We start from the raw sequence: 15,654 nt of genomic DNA, 5'->3' as shown, positions 1-15,654 counted from the left end.
CGGCCCGCGCCCCACACACAGGCTTCGGACTCGGGACAACCTCCCACGCTGCGTGCACAATTTCCTGCCCGCCCGGGCGGAGCATTGTCCGGCGAACCCACGCCTCCGACATGAGCGAATCGACCCGAGCCGTTTTCATTTCCTACGCCTCGCAGGATGCCGAAGCCGCGAAGAAAATCTGCGACGCGCTCCGCGCCGCCGGCATCGAAGTCTGGTTCGACCAAAACGAGCTGCGCGGTGGCGATGCCTGGGACCAGAAGATCCGCCGCCAGATCAAGGAATGCGCGCTCTTCGTGCCGCTCATCACGCCGAACACCAATGCGCGCCTCGAAGGCTATTTCCGCCTCGAGTGGAAACTCGCGGTCGATCGCTCGCACCTCATGGCCGACGACGCGCCGTTTCTCTTTCCCGTCGTCGTCGGGGACGTGTCGGACGCCACCGCGCGCGTGCCCGAGAAATTCCGCGACGTGCAATGGACGCGCCTGCGCCTCGACGAGACACCCGCCGAACTCGGCCGCCGCATCGCCCAACTGCTGCACACCGGCTCCGCCTCCACCACCCGGGCGTCAGCCCCGCCGCTGACCGCCCCGTCACGGGCGAAGCCCGCGCGGCGCTGGCAGTGGTGGATGATTTTCCCGATTGTCGGCGCCCTCACCGGCCTGCTTTTCGCCCTCGGTCCGTTCTGGAAAGCCGCGCGCCGCGCCGAGCCGCGGACTGAAACGCCCCGCGCGCAGGCCCCGGCAAAATCCGAAGCACGCACGCTCGCCGAGAAAGCCCGCGCGCTCAGCCTCGACAAATACAACTCGTCCCTCGACGACTACGCCGCCGCCGAAGGCCTGCTGAAACGCGCCCTCGAACTGGATCAGAACGACGCCGAGATCTGGATCATCTCCTCGCTCTTCAACACCTCGATTCGCACCCGCGGCTTCGACAACAGCCCGCAACGCCGCGAAGCCGCCCGCAGCCATGCCGAACGCGCGCTGAGCCTCGCCCCCGAATCCAACGACGCCCGCTACGCCCTCGGCCGCGCCTTGCGCGACATCGATCCGGCGGCAGCGGAAAAGGTTTTCGTCGACCTGCTCGCCCGCGCGCCGCAGCACACGGGCGCCATCGGCAGTCTCGCGTGGATCTACGACCAGTCGGGAAAACCGGATGAGGCGGAGAAACTCTACCAACGCGAGCGCGAACTCGCACCCGACCGGGCCGCACTCACCGGCTACCTCCAGTTCCTGCTCAATTTCCATTACGGGCGCTTCGAGAAGGCCGACGTCGCCATCCGCGAATCGATCGCCGCCGAGCCCTCCGTCAACAGCGAAGCCGGCCTCGCGATGCTGTTGCTCACATGGAAAGGCGACGCGAACGCCGCTGCGGCCACGCTGCAACGCAGCGCGCTCAACAGCCGCAACGAGCCGCGCACCATCTGGGTGACCGCCTACGCCCAACTGTGCCAACGCGCGCCGGACGAATCGCTCAAAACCCTCAGCCGCCTCGCTTCGGACTTCATCCAGGACAGCTGGTATTTCGGCCCCAAAGCCTACTTCGTCGCCCGGGCGCAAGCGCTCGCCGGCCGCGCCAACGCCGCCGCCATCGCCAGCGAGGACGCGCTCGCCGTCATCGATGCCCGCTTGAAGAGCGGCGGTTCGCGCGACACGCGTCTCCGCAACGCGCGCGGGCAGCTCCTCGCCTGGCTCGGGCGCGCCGAGGAGGCGCGGCGCGAGGCCAAGATCGTCGAGGAGGTTCAAGCCAACGGCATGAGCCCGTGGTTCGACTCACCCGTGCTGATCTACGCGGCGCTGGGCGACATCGACGCGGCGCTCCCCTTGCTCGAGCGCCTGTTGCAGGCCAATCCCACGCGCAACGTCGGCTGGCCGCTCACGACCGCGTTGCTGCAGCTCGACCCGCTGTGGGACAAGCTGCGTTCGGATGTGCGCTTTCAACGACTGCTCATCGCCCACGCGCCGGCGCGCGACTGGCCGCAGAATCCGGAGCTGAAGCGCGCCGTCGCCCTGCTCGACCGCGTCGACGTCATCCCGGAGGATTTTCGCCTCGCCGAGGAAATCGCCCAGCGCGTGCTCGACCGCAACCCCACTGACGCGGAAGCCACGACCGCGATGGCGCGCGTGCACAGCATGTGGTTGCTGCGCGGCTGGGACCGCAGCACCGCGCGCTACCAGAAGGCCAAGAGCACCGCCGAGCGCGCCCTCCAACTCGCCCCCGATGAGCCCGAGGCGCTCATTGCCCTCGCCATCCACCTCTACTCGCGCGGCGTCGAGCAGCAGCACGCCTTGGATCTCGCCCAGCGCGCCGTCGAGCTGTGCCCGCAGGAACCGCGCTTTCACCGCATCCGCGACAACTGTCTGTGGGTCCTGCACATGCCCGCCAGCAGCGTTTTTTCCGACAAAAATCTGGAGGACGAAAACGCAGGCCTGCGCGCGGCCCTCGTGTCGGCGCGGCGCACCGTCGAGCTCTTCCCCCAGGACGCCCTGGTCCGCTACGAGCTCTCCCGCCACTACCGCGACATCGGACGCTGGGCCGAATTCGAGCAGACCACCGACGAGACGCTCGCGCTCGCTCCCATCGCCAATGCCATGGTCTGGAAAGCGCGGGCGCGTTTCGGACTGCACGGCGACCTGCCCGGCATGAAAGCGGTGCTCGACCAGGTGCCCGCGCGGGTTCGCGGCATCGAGCGCACGGTCTTCGGCTACTTTCTCTACGCGGCCTTCACCGGCCGGCCAACCGACGGACTCGAAGCTCTGAATGCGCTCACCGAACCCTGGATGATCGACTTCGATTACCGCGGGCCGAAAGCGCTGCTCGTCGCCGCGCTCCTCGAACTGGCGGGCAAGAAGGAACTCGCGCGCGTCCAATACGAGACCGCCCTCGAGACGCTCCAGCGCTCCCGCGCGATCAATCAGGAGGACGGCCAGACCTTCCTCGATGAGGCCTGGATCAAGCACGCGCTCGGCCGGACCGATGAGGCCCGCACCGCGCTGCGGACCTACAACGAGACCTTGGCGCGCCCCTTTGCCGTCGGCCCCCTCAGCACGTGGTGGTTCCAGGCGATTCCCGCCAACCTGCTGCTGGGCGAACGCGACACCGCGCTGGCGCTCATCCGCGAAGCCGTCGGCTCGGTTGCCGGCGGCCGCGCCACGATCCGTCAGCGGCTCGCTCTCGATCCGCGCCTCACCCGCTTCCGCGACGATCCCGAGATCCAAGCCCTCCTCGCCGAACCGGAACCGAAAAAGTGACCGCCTCCGCTCCACGCGCCGTTTTTCTCTCCTACGCCTCACAGGACGTTGAGGCGGCGAAGCGCCTTTGCGAGGCGCTCCGCGCCGCCGGCTTTGAAGTCTGGTTCGACCAGAACGAGCTCGTCGGCGGCGACGCCTGGGACAGCAAGATCCGCCAGCAGATCGCCGCCTGCGCGCTCTTCGTGCCCGTCATCTCCGCCAGCACGCAGGCGCGGCGCGAAGGCTATTTTCGCCTCGAATGGAAGCTCGCCGCGCAGCGCACCCACATGATCGCCGACGGCACGCCGTTCCTGCTCCCGGTGGTGATCGACGATACGCGCGACGCCCAGGCGCTCGTGCCGCCGGAGTTCAAATCGGTGCAGTGGACCCGGCTCGCGGGTGGCGACACGCCGCCCGCCTTTTGCGCGCGCGTCCGCCGGCTGCTGGAGGAAGCCGAGGCCGAGGCGCTGCCGTCGGCCGGCGAGAAATCCCCCACCACCGCACCGGCACCGGCGACTCCCCCAAGCGGAAGCGCGCGTGGATCGGCTACGCGGTGGCCGCCGTCGGGATCGCCGCCGGTCTCTCCTACGCCACGCGGTCGCTTTGGTCAGGCTCGCCCGCGCGCGAGCCGAGATCGACGCCGCCCGCTGCGCCGGAGGCGACTGCTCCCGCCAGCGCATCGTCGCCCGCGCGCGAGCAGGCGCGGCGCGCGTTGGAACTGGTGCAGGCCCTCGAAGCCACGCGCGAAGACTTTGCCCTCGCCGACGATTTCGCCCAACGCGCGCTCAAGCTCGATGCCACGGACGGCTTGGTGTGGGCGATGGCCGCCCAGGTCCATGCCGCGTTCATCTATCGCGGCTGGGATACCAGCCCGGAGCGGCGGGAGCAGAACCGCAGCACGGCCGAGCGGGCGATGCGCCTGGCGCCCAACTCGCCCGAGGCCAAGCTGGCGCAGGCCGGCGCCTGGAACACCCTGGGCATCAATCGCGCCGAAACCGAGAAGCTGCTCCGCGAGGTCGTCGCCGCGCGGCCCGACGACAAGGCCGCGCTGCGTTTCCTTGCGGTGACGGTCATGATCAACGGTCGCTTCGACGAGTGCCTCGCGCTAAACGAGCGCGCCGCCGCGCTGCCGGGCGGAGACCCGCTCGCGCTCTTCAACAACGCCCGCTACCTCTGGCAGCGCGGCCGCTCCGAGGAGGCGTTCGCCGCACTGGAGCGCTCGCTGGCGCAGAGGCCCTTCAACTCCTCCCTGGTGCTGAAGGCGGTGATGGAGATTTTCCGTCGCGGCGATCTCGCCTCGGCGGAGGCCGCGCTCGCGCGGATTCCCCAATCCAGTCTGCTGGAGGATCGCGCCAACTACGTCTCCGGCCTCATCCCCTACTACCGGCGCGACGCGGAAGGCGCCTTGAAGGCCTGGGGCGTGCTTCCGCGCGAGTATTACTCCGACTTCATGTTCGACGGCCCCAAGGGCATGCTGATCGGCCTCGCCTACGAACTCGGCGGCCGCCCGGCCGCGGCCGAGGCGGAATGGCGCGCGGCCCTGCGGACCGTCGAGAAACGACTCGCGACGGCGCCCAACAAGCCGGAACGGCTTTATGAAAAGAGCTACCTGCTCGCCTGTCTCGGCGAAAAGGCGGCCGCCGAGGAGTGCCTGCGCACCTACCTGCAGCTGGTCAACGAGCGCCCGACGCCGGGCACGCCGATGTCCTTCGAGCTGGCCCTGCTCTACGCACGCCTCGGCCGACTAGACGAGGTGTTTGCCTCGTTTCCGTCGCGATCGCTGACCCGCATCCTGCTCGACCCGCGTTTCGACGCGCTGCGGGCCGATCCGCGATTCGCCCCGTATCGTGAATCTTCGCCCCCAGTTCCCGCCACGCTGACGGCGACGGACCGGAACTCCGTCGCCGTGCTGGCCTTCGCCAATCTCTCCGACGACAAGGCCAACGAGTATTTCTCCGACGGCATCAGCGAAGAGCTCCTCAACGTCCTCGCCCAGGTGCCCGGCCTGAAGGTCACGGCCCGCACCTCCTCGTTTCACTTCAAGGGCAAGGACACGCCGATCCCCGAGATCGCCCGCCAGCTCGGCGTCGCCTACGTCGTCGAAGGCAGCGTCCGCAAGGCCGGCGACAAGGTCCGCATCACCGCCCAGCTCATCAAGGCCGCCGACGGCTTCCACGTCTGGAGCGACACCTTCACCCGCGACCTCAAGGACATCTTCGCCGTCCAGGACGAGATCGCCGGACTGGTCGCCGCGCAGCTTTCCCTGAAGCTCGGCGAGGGCAGCGCTGCCCCGGCCGCCCCGGTCGATCCGCACGCCTTCGAGCTCTACGTGGAGGCCCGGCAAGCGTGGAACCTGCGCAACGAAGAGGGCTTCACGCGGGCCGAGACGCTGCTGCGCCAGGCGCTGGCGCTCGCCCCGCGCTTCGCTCGCGCGCACGCCGCCCTCGCGGACGTCTGGTATTTCCAGGCGGTCAACCGCGGCGTCACCGGAACGTTTGCCCGCCCGGATCCGCCAGAGTTCGCCCGCGTGCTCGCGAAAATCCGCGAAGCGCTGGCGCTCGATCCGCGCTCGGCCGAAGCCCATGCCTCCCTGGGCAATGTCCTCTTCAGCAGCTGGAAGTTCGCCGAGGCGGAGCAGGCCTATCGCCAGGCGATCGCGCTGAACCCGAACTACGCCTCGGCCCACCAATGGCTGGCTGCGCTGCTGGGCTACGACGGGCGCATGGACGAGGCGCTGGCGGAGATTGCCCGCGCGATGGAGCTCGATCCGCTGTCGTCGCGCATCGCCGACAACCATGGCTTCCTCCTCTTCCTGGCCGGGCGCTACCCCCAAGCCTTGGCGATGTTCGAGCGTGCGATTTCCCTCCAGCCGTCGAACCTCCAGGCGGTCTGCTACCGGACCTTGATGCTCGCCTATCTCGGCCGTTCCGCCGAGGCCGTCTCCCTGGCGCGCCAGCTTCCGGCGTCGCAGGCGGTCACGCCTTCGTTCCAATTCGAGGTGTTCCTCAAGGCGGGCCTGCGCGCGGAGGCCGAAGCGCTTCTCCCGGCCGCGATGCAGGGCTCCTTCTGGCACCAGAGCTACCCGCTCGTCCTCCTCGGTCGCACCCAGGAAGCCCTCGCGCTACTCGACCCGGCAACATGCACCACGCCGGGCATCTTTCTCGTCAGCGGATTTGACCGGCTCGACGCGGAGCCGGCGTTCCGAAAGTTCATCGCGACGATCGGACAGACGGAAGCCCGCGCCCGCATCCGGGCCTGGCGCCTCTCTCACCCCGCCGAGAGCCCTGCGCGCCCATGAGCCTCCACGACAAAGCCGTCTTCCTTTCCTACGCCTCGCAGGACGCCGAGGCCGCGAAGCGCATGTGCGACGCGCTGCGCGCCGCGGGCGTCGAGGTGTGGTTCGACCAGAACGAACTGGTCGGCGGCGACGCCTGGGACGCCAAGATCCGCGGCCAGATTGCCAGCTGCGCGCTGTTCATACCGGTCATTTCCGCCAGCACGCAGGCGCGCCTCGAGGGCTATTTCCGCCGCGAATGGAAACAAGCCGCCGCGCGCACGCAGGACATGGCCGACGAGAAGGCCTTCCTCCTGCCCGTCGTGATCGACGACACCAAGGACGCCGTCGCCAAGGTGCCGGCGGAGTTCAAGGCCGTGCAATGGACGCGTCTCGCCGGCGGCGAGGCCACGCCAGCGTTCGTCGCCCGGGTGAAGAAACTCCTGAGCGACGAAGCGGTCGCACCGACGGAGCCGATCCCGATCCGCCGCGAAGCGGCCGCCCACCCGCGCCGCCGTCCGGCGCGCGGGTGGTGGGCGCTCCCGATCTTCGGCGTGACGATGGCTCTCGTTCTCGTGCTGAAGGAGAAGGAAGCCGCGCGCCCGGACGCACCCGCCACTCCCGCGCCGGCGCCGAACAACACCGCGAACGCCGCGCCCCTCTCGGAATCGGCGCGCCTGGCCCGCCAAGCCTATGCCGTGACGCAGCGGGTCGGATTCACCCGCGAGGATCTAGGCGGCGCCGTGACCCTCGCGCAAAAGGCCGTCGACCTCGAGCCCGGTTCGGCCCGCGCGCAGGCCGTGCTCGCGTGGACGAAGGCTTGCTACCTGATGCGCAACTGGGACATCAGCGACCCCCGCATCCAGGAGGTGCAGGCCCAGGCCAACCGCGCCCTCGGACTCGACCCGAGCGACGCCGACGCGCTCAACGCCCTGTCCAACGTCTTCGAGAAGCAGCGCCTCCCCGTCGAGGCGGAGAAGATCGCCCGCCGCGCGGTGCAGGTGGCGCCGGACAACTACCGCAGCTACCTCTGCCTCGGACGCGCGCTCAACGCGCTCGACCGGAACGAGGAAACCATCGCGGTCCTGACCGACGCCGCCCGCCGGTTCCCGACGAACGTCCTCTGTCGCTACGAGCTGGCGCAGCACCTCGCGGGCTTTGGCATGACCACCCGCCGATTCCGGGCCGCGGATGTGAAGCTGGCCATGCAGCAGCTCGACGAAGCGATCGCGATCCAGCCGTTCGCCTCGGCCATCCTGGTCAAGGCCAACTGGGAAGCCGCGCTCAACGGCGACGTGAAGCGCATGCGGGCCGAGCTCGACCGTCTCGATCTCCTGTCCGTGGCTGACCGCACCGAGGATCGCTCGGTGTTCATGGTCATGTGGTGCGGGCTGCTCGAGCGGCAGCCCGAGCGCGTGATCACCGCGGCCAAGCTCACCGCCCGGCCGTATTTCGAGGACACCACCGTCGCCGGTCCCCGCGCCTGGGGCCTGGCGCTCGCGTATCGCATCGCCGGCAAGGAGGCGCTGGCGCGCACGGAATGGCGCGCAGCCGAGACGGTCCTCCGCCAACGGCTCCGCGATCGCTCCACCGAGATCGAGCAGGCGAAACTCGCGACCACCCTCGCCTGGCTGGGCGAGGATGAGGAAGCCGCGCGGATCATGGCCCCCATCGAAACCGCCTGGCGGGAGGATCTCACCAAACCCCGCGCCCGCGACCTCGCCCGCTACTACGCCGCCCGCGGCGACGCGGCCCGGGCCGTGCCCTACCTGCGCGAGGTGGTCGGGTTCAGTTCCTTCATCACCCCCGCCCTCCTCGCGCTGGACCCGAATTGGGACAAGCTGCGCGGCCAGCCCGAATTCGAGCAGCTGCTGGCCGAGGAGCAGGCGCACTGCACCGCGGAGGGCCGCGAGGGCGAGCCCGCCTCCGCGGCTCCCGTTGTCGATGACAAGTCCGTCGCGGTGCTGGCGTTCGCCAATCTCTCCGACGACAAGGCCAACGAGTATTTCTCCGACGGCATCAGCGAAGAGCTTCTCAACGTCCTCGCCCAGGTGCCCGGCCTGAAGGTTTCCGCACGCACCTCGGCCTTCTTTTTCAAGGGCAAGGAAGTCCCGATCCCCGAGATCGCCCGCCAGCTCGGCGTCGCCTACGTCGTCGAGGGCAGCGTCCGCAAGGCCGGCGACAAGGTCCGCATCACCGCCCAGCTCATCAAGGCCGCCGACGGCTTCCACGTCTGGAGCGACACCTTCACCCGCGACCTCAAGGACATCTTCGCCGTCCAGGACGAGATCGCCGGACTGATTGCGCAGAACCTGCGGGCGAAGCTGGCCACGACGCGGGAACGGCCGGCGCCGGCCCCCGCGATTTATGCGCTGATCCTGCAGGCCCGCCATGCGGCTGCCGCGCAGACGAACGAAGGCGCGCGCCAGGCCATCCAGTTTTACCAGCAAGCCCTCGCGCAGGACGCGAAGCTGGCCGACGCCTGGGCGGAACTGGCCCTCTGCTACGTCCAGCTCGGCCGCTTCGGCGGCCTGCCCACTCCCGACGCCATGCGCGAAGCCCGGCTTGCCGCGCGGCGCGCGCTCGACCTCGAGCCGGAGCATCCGTTCGGGTGGCTCGCGATGGGCTGGGTGCAACGCACCAACGATCGCGATTGGCGCGGCGCCATCGCATCCTTCCGGCGCGCGTTGGCGAGCGCACCGGGGAACGTCACCGTCATGAGCGACGCGGCAATCTGCTTCCTCAATGTCGGCTTCACCGCCGACGCCGAGACGCTGGCGACCCAGGCCGCCGCGCGCGACCCGCTCAACCCGCGGGCCCACTGGTCGCAAGGGGCCATCTTCCTCTGGTCCGGCCGCCCGGCGCTGGCGGTCGAATCCTACCGGCGCGCGGTCGCGCTCGCGCCCACGGGAGACGAATACCACTCGCACCTCGCCCGCGCACTCGCGCTGGTTGGCCGGTATGACGAGGCCATGGAGCAGGCTCGGCTCGAGCCCAACGAGCGCTACCGCCTCGTCGCGCTCGCGACGATCCAGTTCGTTTCGGGCAACACCCCGGCCGGCGACAAGACATTGCAGGAGATCAGCACGAAATACGGCGATTCCATGTCCGGCTACCTCGCCAACCTCTGCGCGATCGCGGGCAAGGTCGACGACGCCTTCAAGTGGCTCGAGCGCGGCTACGAGTCGCGCGACGCCGCGATCGCCTGGGTGAAGACCAACGCCTCCTACCGCTCCGTCACCTCCGATCCGCGCTGGGCGCAATTTCTCCGCAAGATGGGCCTCGCCGACGACCAACTGAAATGAGCGCGTCCGGCCAAGCCGTTTTCCTCTCCTATGCCTCGCAGGACGCCGAGGCCGCCAAGCGCATCTGCGACGCCCTCCGCGCCGCCGGCATCGACGGACCACCCACCCGCTAGCTGGCGGACGAGCGCGGCGCGCAGCGGCACCGAGTCTCGGACAGCTTAGCGGGCCGAGAATCGCACTTCGCCGCTCGCGAGACCGTCGGCCTCGGCGCGCAGCGTGATCGCGCCACCGGCGCCCGCCCTCGGGCGCACGATCGCGAGCGCGAGGCCGTTGAAGGCGTTCCGCTCGGCGCTGGCGAAGACGCGCTGGTCGGTCGGATCGCCGTTGTCGGTCGCCACCAGTTCGGCCGCGCCCTCCACGGAGAATTTCACGAGCGGATGCGACCGCGGCACGACCAACCCGTCCCGGTCGACGACCGCCACGGTCACGTAGGCCAGATCGGTGCCGTCCGCGCGCAGCTCCGCGCGATCGACGGTCACGCGCAACGCCGCCGGCGCGCCGGTGGTGCGCTGCACCGCCTCCGCCCAGGGCTGCCCGTTCTTGTAGGTCACGACCTTCAGCTCGCCGGGCTGATACTTCACGTCGTCCCAGCGGAAGCGGTATTCGAGCGGCCCGCGCCGCTTGCGGCCGAGCGACTGGCCGTTGAGGAACAGCTCGGCCTCGTCGCCGGAGGTGTAGACGTGCACCGGGGTGACCTCGCCGACGCGCTCCGGCCAGTTCCAGTGCGGGAGGATGTGCGCCATGGGCAGGTCGGGCCGCCAGCGGGCCTGGTAGAGGTAGAAACGGTCCTTCGGGAAACCCGCGAGATCGACGATGCCGAAGTAGCTGCTGCGCGACGGCACGCGGATCTTGCCCAGCGCGGCGAGCTCCCGGGCCGCCTTCTCGCGCGCGACCGGATCCGCGAAGTTGAGCAGGTTCGTCGCATCGCTGTCGAAGGGCGTCGGCTCGCCGAGGTAGTCGAAGCCGGTCCAGACGAACTCGCCGAGCACGTAGGGATTCTCGTCGAGCGCCTTCCACTCCACGTCCGGCGGCCACGCCCACCACGGCGCGTAGAGGTCGTAGCTGCTGACGTGGAAATTAGCCGCGCCGTCCGACTTCTTGTCGGACACGGGGAAGAAATACTCGCCGCGCGAGCTGATGGTCGACGCGGTCTCCGAGCCCATCATCGCCACGTGCGGATGGCGCGCGTGGAGCTTGGCGTATTCCGCCGGCTTGTAGTTGAAGCCGATGACGTCGACGACGGTCTCGAAGCCGTTGTAGGCGGCCGGCGGCCTGTCGCTGCCGACGACCACCGCGCGCGTGCGGTCCTCCTCGCGCACGATGGCGGCGAGGTGTGCGGCGAGCTTCCAGCCCTCGGCGTCGCCGAGTTCGGGCAGTTCGTTGCCGATGCTCCACTGGATGACGCTCGGGTGATTGCGGTCGCGCCGCAGCATCGCGCGGAGGTCGCGCTCGTGCCAGTCGTCGAAAAGCCGGCTGTAGTCGTCGGCCTTCTTGCCGCTGCGCCAGGCATCGGAAAGTTCCACCATGACGAGGAAGCCCAGGCGGTCCGCCAGCTCGAGCAGCTCGGGCGCGGGCGGGTTGTGGCTGGTGCGGATGGCATTGCAGCCGAACGACTGCAGGATCTCCAGCTGCCGCTCGAGCGCGCGGGTGTTGATCGCCGCGCCGAGGGCGCCGAGGTCGTGATGCAGGCAGACGCCGCGGATCGGCACGCGCTCGCCGTTGAGCCGGAAGCCGTCGGTCGCGCTCACCGCCAGCGTGCGGATGCCGAACGGGGTGCGCACGACGTCGATCGTGCGACCGTCACGCTCGACGCGCGTCTCGGCGACGTAGCGATTGCGCTCGCGCAGGCTCCAGAGGCGCGGCGCCGGCACGCGCAACGTGTGCGCGACGTGCGCCTCGCGGCCGGCGCCGAGCTTCGCCGCCTGCGGCTCGGACACGGCCACCGGTTCGCCGACCGGCTGGCCGCCGGCGTCGGCGGCAAAAGGCGCACGCGCGCCTGCACGGCGGCCTCGGCGCCGCCGGCGTTGGCGAGCGTGACGCCGACGTTGACCAGCGCGTGATCGGCGACCACCTCGGGCGTCGTCACGGTCACGCCCCAGTGCGCGACGGCGACGTCCGCGGTCTTCGTCAGCCAGACGTTGCGATAGATGCCGGCGCCCGGATACCAGCGCGAGGACTCGCGCGGCGGGCTCAGGCGCACCGCCACGACGTTCTCCGCGCCGGGTTTCACCAGCGCCGTGAGATCGACGCGCCAGGACGAGTAGCCGTAGGCCCAGCCGCCCGCGAGCTGGCCGTTGCACCAGACCAGCGCGTAGGACATCGCGCCGTCGAACTCGAGATAGACGCGCCGCCCGGCCTCGGCGGCGGGGAGGGAGAATTTCTTTCGATACCAGCCCGTGCCCGCCCAGGGCAGCTTGCCGGTCGAGCCGGGGAGGTCCTGCTCGAACGGCCCCTCGATGCCCCAGTCGTGCGGCAAGTCGAGCGAGCGCCACGATGTATCGTCGAAGTCCGGCCGCGGAAATTTCAGCCACCAAGCCGCGGGCGGCGGCAGCGCGGCCGGACGCGGCGGCTGGTAGTTCAGGAGGTGGTCGCCGGTCGGCAGCATCCACGCCTTCACCCGCTCGTAGGCGAGCGACTCGCCGGCGCCCGGATCGTCGCCGCGGAAGAATTTCCACCCGGCGTTGAAGGAGACGCGCTCGCGCCCCTCCCCCGCCCCATACACCGCACCGGCCAGCAGCGCCATCCACAGGAACACGCGTTTCATGCAGGCGGGACTCTACGTCCGCCGCCGCCCAGCGCCATCCCGCAGTTGCCGCGCCCTCAGGCCGCCGGGCGCAGCGCAAAGCGATCCCAGCTCGCACGGAAGATCGGATGGCCCTCGCAGGTGCCGACGCGGACCGGATCGTAGCGCTTGATCAGGCCGGCCCCACAGGCGCTCCACGCGGTTTGCAGCAGGCAGCGGGGATGAAAATCATCCATCCCGCGCAGCGCGCAGTGGAGCAGGCGCGAACCGACGCCCTGGCCGCGGAAATGCGGACGCACCGCCACGCTCGTCATGTAGACGGCGCGGCAGCCGGCTGCCGAGCCGGCGAAGTGCGCGGGCGTCATTCCGCCGTCGCGTTCGCCGCGGAGCAGGCGCGCCTCGCCGGCCGCGTTGAGCGGGACCAGCCAGCAGAAGCCGGCCAGGGCGCCGCCTTGCTCCAGGGCCAGCGCCAGCCCGTGCGGCGCGAGGCCGAGCAGGGTCAGGTCCGACTCGACGGTCCCGAAGTCCGCAGCGTCGTGAGCGGGGAAGTGCTCCGCCTCGATGGCGCGGAGGGCGCGGACCGTGGCAGCGGCATCGCGGCCCGATTTGCCGAACGGCACGACGCAGGTCCACGGAACAGGCAGCGCAGGCAGTGGGTTCACGTCCGCAATTGTGTCTGTAAGTCGTCTCCGCCCCACCGGATTGTTGCCGACCGTCGCGCCTATCACCGGCATTTCGACACACCTCAGAATTCCTGCTGCTTGCGCCGGTTGCGCTGCCGCAGGCACTTGCAAAATGTCATAGCCCGGAACCGCTCGCGGGCGCGTCGTTTTGGCGTGGCACGGACCAACGGCGCCGCCCGCGCGGAACGGGCGCCGTCAGGCGCTGCCCTGCGTTTCCACCCAACGGACGGCGTGACGCACGAGCGCGGTGCCGTCCGCGATGCCCAGCTTGCCCTTGATGTTGGCCCGGTGGACATCGACGGTCTTGGTGCTGAGCCCGAGGTGGGCGGCGATGTCATGCGTGCCCTTGCCCTGCCCGATCAGCTGGAAGATCTCGAACTCGCGGTCGGTGAGCTTGGCGATCGGGGAATTCGACTGCCGCGGACGTCCGCCCGACAGGCCTTCCAGGATTCGGGCCGACAGGCGGGGACTGACATAGATCTCGCCCCGCAGCACCTGGCGAAGCGCCCCGAGCAAGGCCTCGCCGCCCGCCTCCTTCATGATGTAGCCGCGCGCGCCGGCGCGGAGCATGCGTTCGGCGTAGACCATCTCGTCGTGCATCGAAATCACCAGCACCGGCATGCCGGGGTGGAGCGCGTGCAGGTCCTTGATGAACTCGGCCCCGCTGCGGCCCGGCATCGTGATGTCGCTGAGCACGAGGTCGGGCTGCACGCGGGGCATCGCCTGCAGCGCCTCGGCCGGATTGCCGGCCTCGCCGGCGACGAACATGTCCGGCTGACGGTCGATCAACTGCGCGAGACCCGCCCGCATGAAGGGGTGATCGTCGACCACCAGGATGCGCCGGCGCGCGTCGGCCGGAGCCGGAGCGGCGGCCGCGGGTTTCGGGGCATCGGTCTTCTTCGAGGCTTTCATTTCTTCGCCGGCCAGAGGCAGGAAATAACGGTGCCGCCCCCGCGCGGGCGCTTCACGATCAGGTCAGCGCCGATCAGGCCCGCCCGGTGCCGCATCAGGCCCAAGCCGGTGCCGCGCTTCTCAGCCTCCTCGTGGAAGCCGACCCCGTCGTCCTCGATCTCCAGCGCGAGGCGTCCCGCCCGCTGCACGAGACTGAGCCGGATGTTCTGCGCGCGGGCATGCTTGACGGCGTTGTTCACCGCCTCCTGCGCGATGCGGTAAAGATGGGCGGCCACCGGGGCGTCGGCGACCTCGACCGGCTGCTCGCTGGCCAGCGCACAGTGGACGCGACCGAGGGCGTTCGTCCGGTCCGCGAGCGCGGCGAGGCCCTGGTAGAGCGCATCGGGTCCGCTGCCGAGCGGCACCAGGCCGCGCGCCAGGAAGCGCGTCTGCGCCACCGCCTCGCGCAGCAGGCCGCTCATCTGGTCGAGGCGCGCGGCGACGAGCGGCTGGGTCTGGGCCGTGTCCTCCTTCAGCGCCGTGCACATGAACTCCACGGCGGTGAGCAGCTGCCCGAGGCCGTCGTGCAGGTCCGCGCCGATGGCGTGGCGCTCGCGCTCGCTCGCGGCCAGCACCTCGCCCTCGAGGCGGGCGTGCTCGGCGCGCGCGGCGGCCAGGGCCTTGTCGCGGGCGACCGCCTCCAGCGCGCGCTGCGCGACCGCCGGCAGCAGGTCGAGCAGCGCGGTGTCCTTCATCACGTAGTCGAGCGCCCCGTGCTTCATCACCGCCACGGCGGCCTTCTCGTCGCCCTGTCCGGTGACGACCACGAACGGCACGCCCAGTCCGGCGGCCGCGTATTTGTTGAGCAGCTCGAGGCCGGCGGCGTCGCGGAGCTTGAGGTCGAGCAGCAGCAGGTCGTGCGGCTCCCGCTTGAGCAGGTCGAACGCCTCGCGGCAGGTGGTGGCGGTGTTGACCAGGTAGTTCTCCGCCCGCAGCGCCTCGGCCATCAAGATGAGCAGGCCCTCGTCGTCGTCGACCACGAGGAGGCGGGCGGGGGCGGCGCTGGGGGCGGCGGGACTCACTTGCTCGCGACCGGCGGGACGAGCAGCAGCATGACGAACAGCCCGAGGCGGCGGATGGCCTCGGTGAACTTGTCGTAGTCGACCGGCTTCTGGATGTAGACGCTGCAGCCGAGCTGGTGGCAGCGCTCGACCTCGCGGGAGTCGTCGGTGGTCGTGAGCATGATGACCGGGAGCTTGCGCAGCTCGGGGTCCGACTTGATGCGGCGGAGCACCTCGATGCCGTCGACCTTGGGCATGCGGATGTCGAGCAGCACGAGGTAGGTGCCATCGTGGCCGCGCTGGACCTTGCCGTCCGCGTCGAAGAAATAATCAAGGATCGCCTGGCCGTCGCGGAAGTGCTCGATCGGGTTCTTGAGCCCGGCCATCTCGAGGTTTTCCCGGATGAGGATGGCGTGGCCCTCGTCGTCTTCGACGATGAGAATGGTGGGTGATTGATTCATGGCGTGGTC

At 69.8% G+C, this 15,654-nt stretch carries 8 protein-coding genes and 2 pseudogenes; 4 read left to right on the top strand and 6 right to left on the bottom strand.

Annotation, left to right across the window (positions count from 1 at the left end; translation table 11 throughout):
* The first annotated feature begins 110 nt into the window (after window positions 1-110).
* The 4 genes and pseudogenes from ACMYLB_RS10505 (at window position 111) to ACMYLB_RS10490 (ending at window position 9,806) form a co-directional block, all read left to right on the top strand.
* Window positions 111-3,248 carry a TIR domain-containing protein gene (locus ACMYLB_RS10505; RefSeq protein WP_415910865.1) on the top strand — a complete coding sequence of 1,046 codons (3,138 nt, stop codon included), beginning with the start codon at window positions 111-113 and terminating at the stop codon, window positions 3,246-3,248.
* A pseudogene (locus ACMYLB_RS10500) lies at window positions 3,245-3,571 on the top strand (toll/interleukin-1 receptor domain-containing protein); the annotation flags it as partial. The gene ACMYLB_RS10505 and the pseudogene ACMYLB_RS10500, both read left to right, overlap by 4 nt.
* A gap of 209 nt (window positions 3,572-3,780) precedes the next feature.
* Window positions 3,781-6,525 carry a tetratricopeptide repeat protein gene (locus ACMYLB_RS10495; protein ID WP_415910864.1) on the top strand — a complete coding sequence of 915 codons (2,745 nt, stop codon included), beginning with the start codon at window positions 3,781-3,783 and terminating at the stop codon, window positions 6,523-6,525.
* Entirely contained in the window at window positions 6,522-9,806 is a 3,285-nt protein-coding gene (locus ACMYLB_RS10490) for a TIR domain-containing protein (RefSeq protein ID WP_415910863.1), read from the top strand. Before ACMYLB_RS10495 ends, ACMYLB_RS10490 begins: the two co-directional genes overlap by 4 nt.
* Window positions 9,807-9,964: 158 nt before the next feature.
* On the opposite strand, the gene ACMYLB_RS10485 is transcribed toward ACMYLB_RS10490, so the two are convergent.
* The 6 genes and pseudogenes from ACMYLB_RS10485 to ACMYLB_RS10460 all read right to left on the bottom strand — a co-directional run bounded on the left by ACMYLB_RS10485 (window position 9,965) and on the right by ACMYLB_RS10460 (window position 15,645).
* On the bottom strand, window positions 9,965-11,743 hold the full coding sequence (locus ACMYLB_RS10485) for a glycoside hydrolase family 2 TIM barrel-domain containing protein (RefSeq protein ID WP_415910862.1): 1,779 nt from the start codon (window positions 11,741-11,743) through the stop codon (window positions 9,965-9,967).
* Between the two features lie 245 nt (window positions 11,744-11,988).
* Window positions 11,989-12,411: pseudogene (locus ACMYLB_RS10480) on the bottom strand (sugar-binding domain-containing protein); the annotation flags it as partial.
* A gap of 215 nt (window positions 12,412-12,626) precedes the next feature.
* Complete coding sequence (locus tag ACMYLB_RS10475; RefSeq protein ID WP_415910861.1) at window positions 12,627-13,211, bottom strand: GNAT family N-acetyltransferase; 585 nt, start codon at window positions 13,209-13,211, stop codon at window positions 12,627-12,629.
* Between the two features lie 216 nt (window positions 13,212-13,427).
* On the bottom strand, window positions 13,428-14,144 hold the full coding sequence (locus ACMYLB_RS10470) for a response regulator (protein WP_415910860.1): 717 nt from the start codon (window positions 14,142-14,144) through the stop codon (window positions 13,428-13,430).
* Window positions 14,141-15,205, bottom strand: coding sequence for a response regulator (locus ACMYLB_RS10465; protein WP_415910859.1), 1,065 nt, complete (start codon window positions 15,203-15,205; stop codon window positions 14,141-14,143). Before ACMYLB_RS10465 ends, ACMYLB_RS10470 begins: the two co-directional genes overlap by 4 nt.
* A complete protein-coding gene (locus ACMYLB_RS10460) occupies window positions 15,202-15,645 on the bottom strand; it encodes a response regulator (protein ID WP_415910858.1) in 444 nt (147 codons plus the stop codon). Before ACMYLB_RS10460 ends, ACMYLB_RS10465 begins: the two co-directional genes overlap by 4 nt.
* Window positions 15,646-15,654: the final 9 nt, after the last annotated feature.

The sequence above is a fragment of the Oleiharenicola sp. Vm1 genome, from assembly GCF_047777955.1.
Lineage (GTDB): Bacteria > Verrucomicrobiota > Verrucomicrobiia > Opitutales > Opitutaceae > Didemnitutus.
This window is presented reverse-complemented; position numbering and strand designations above follow the sequence as displayed.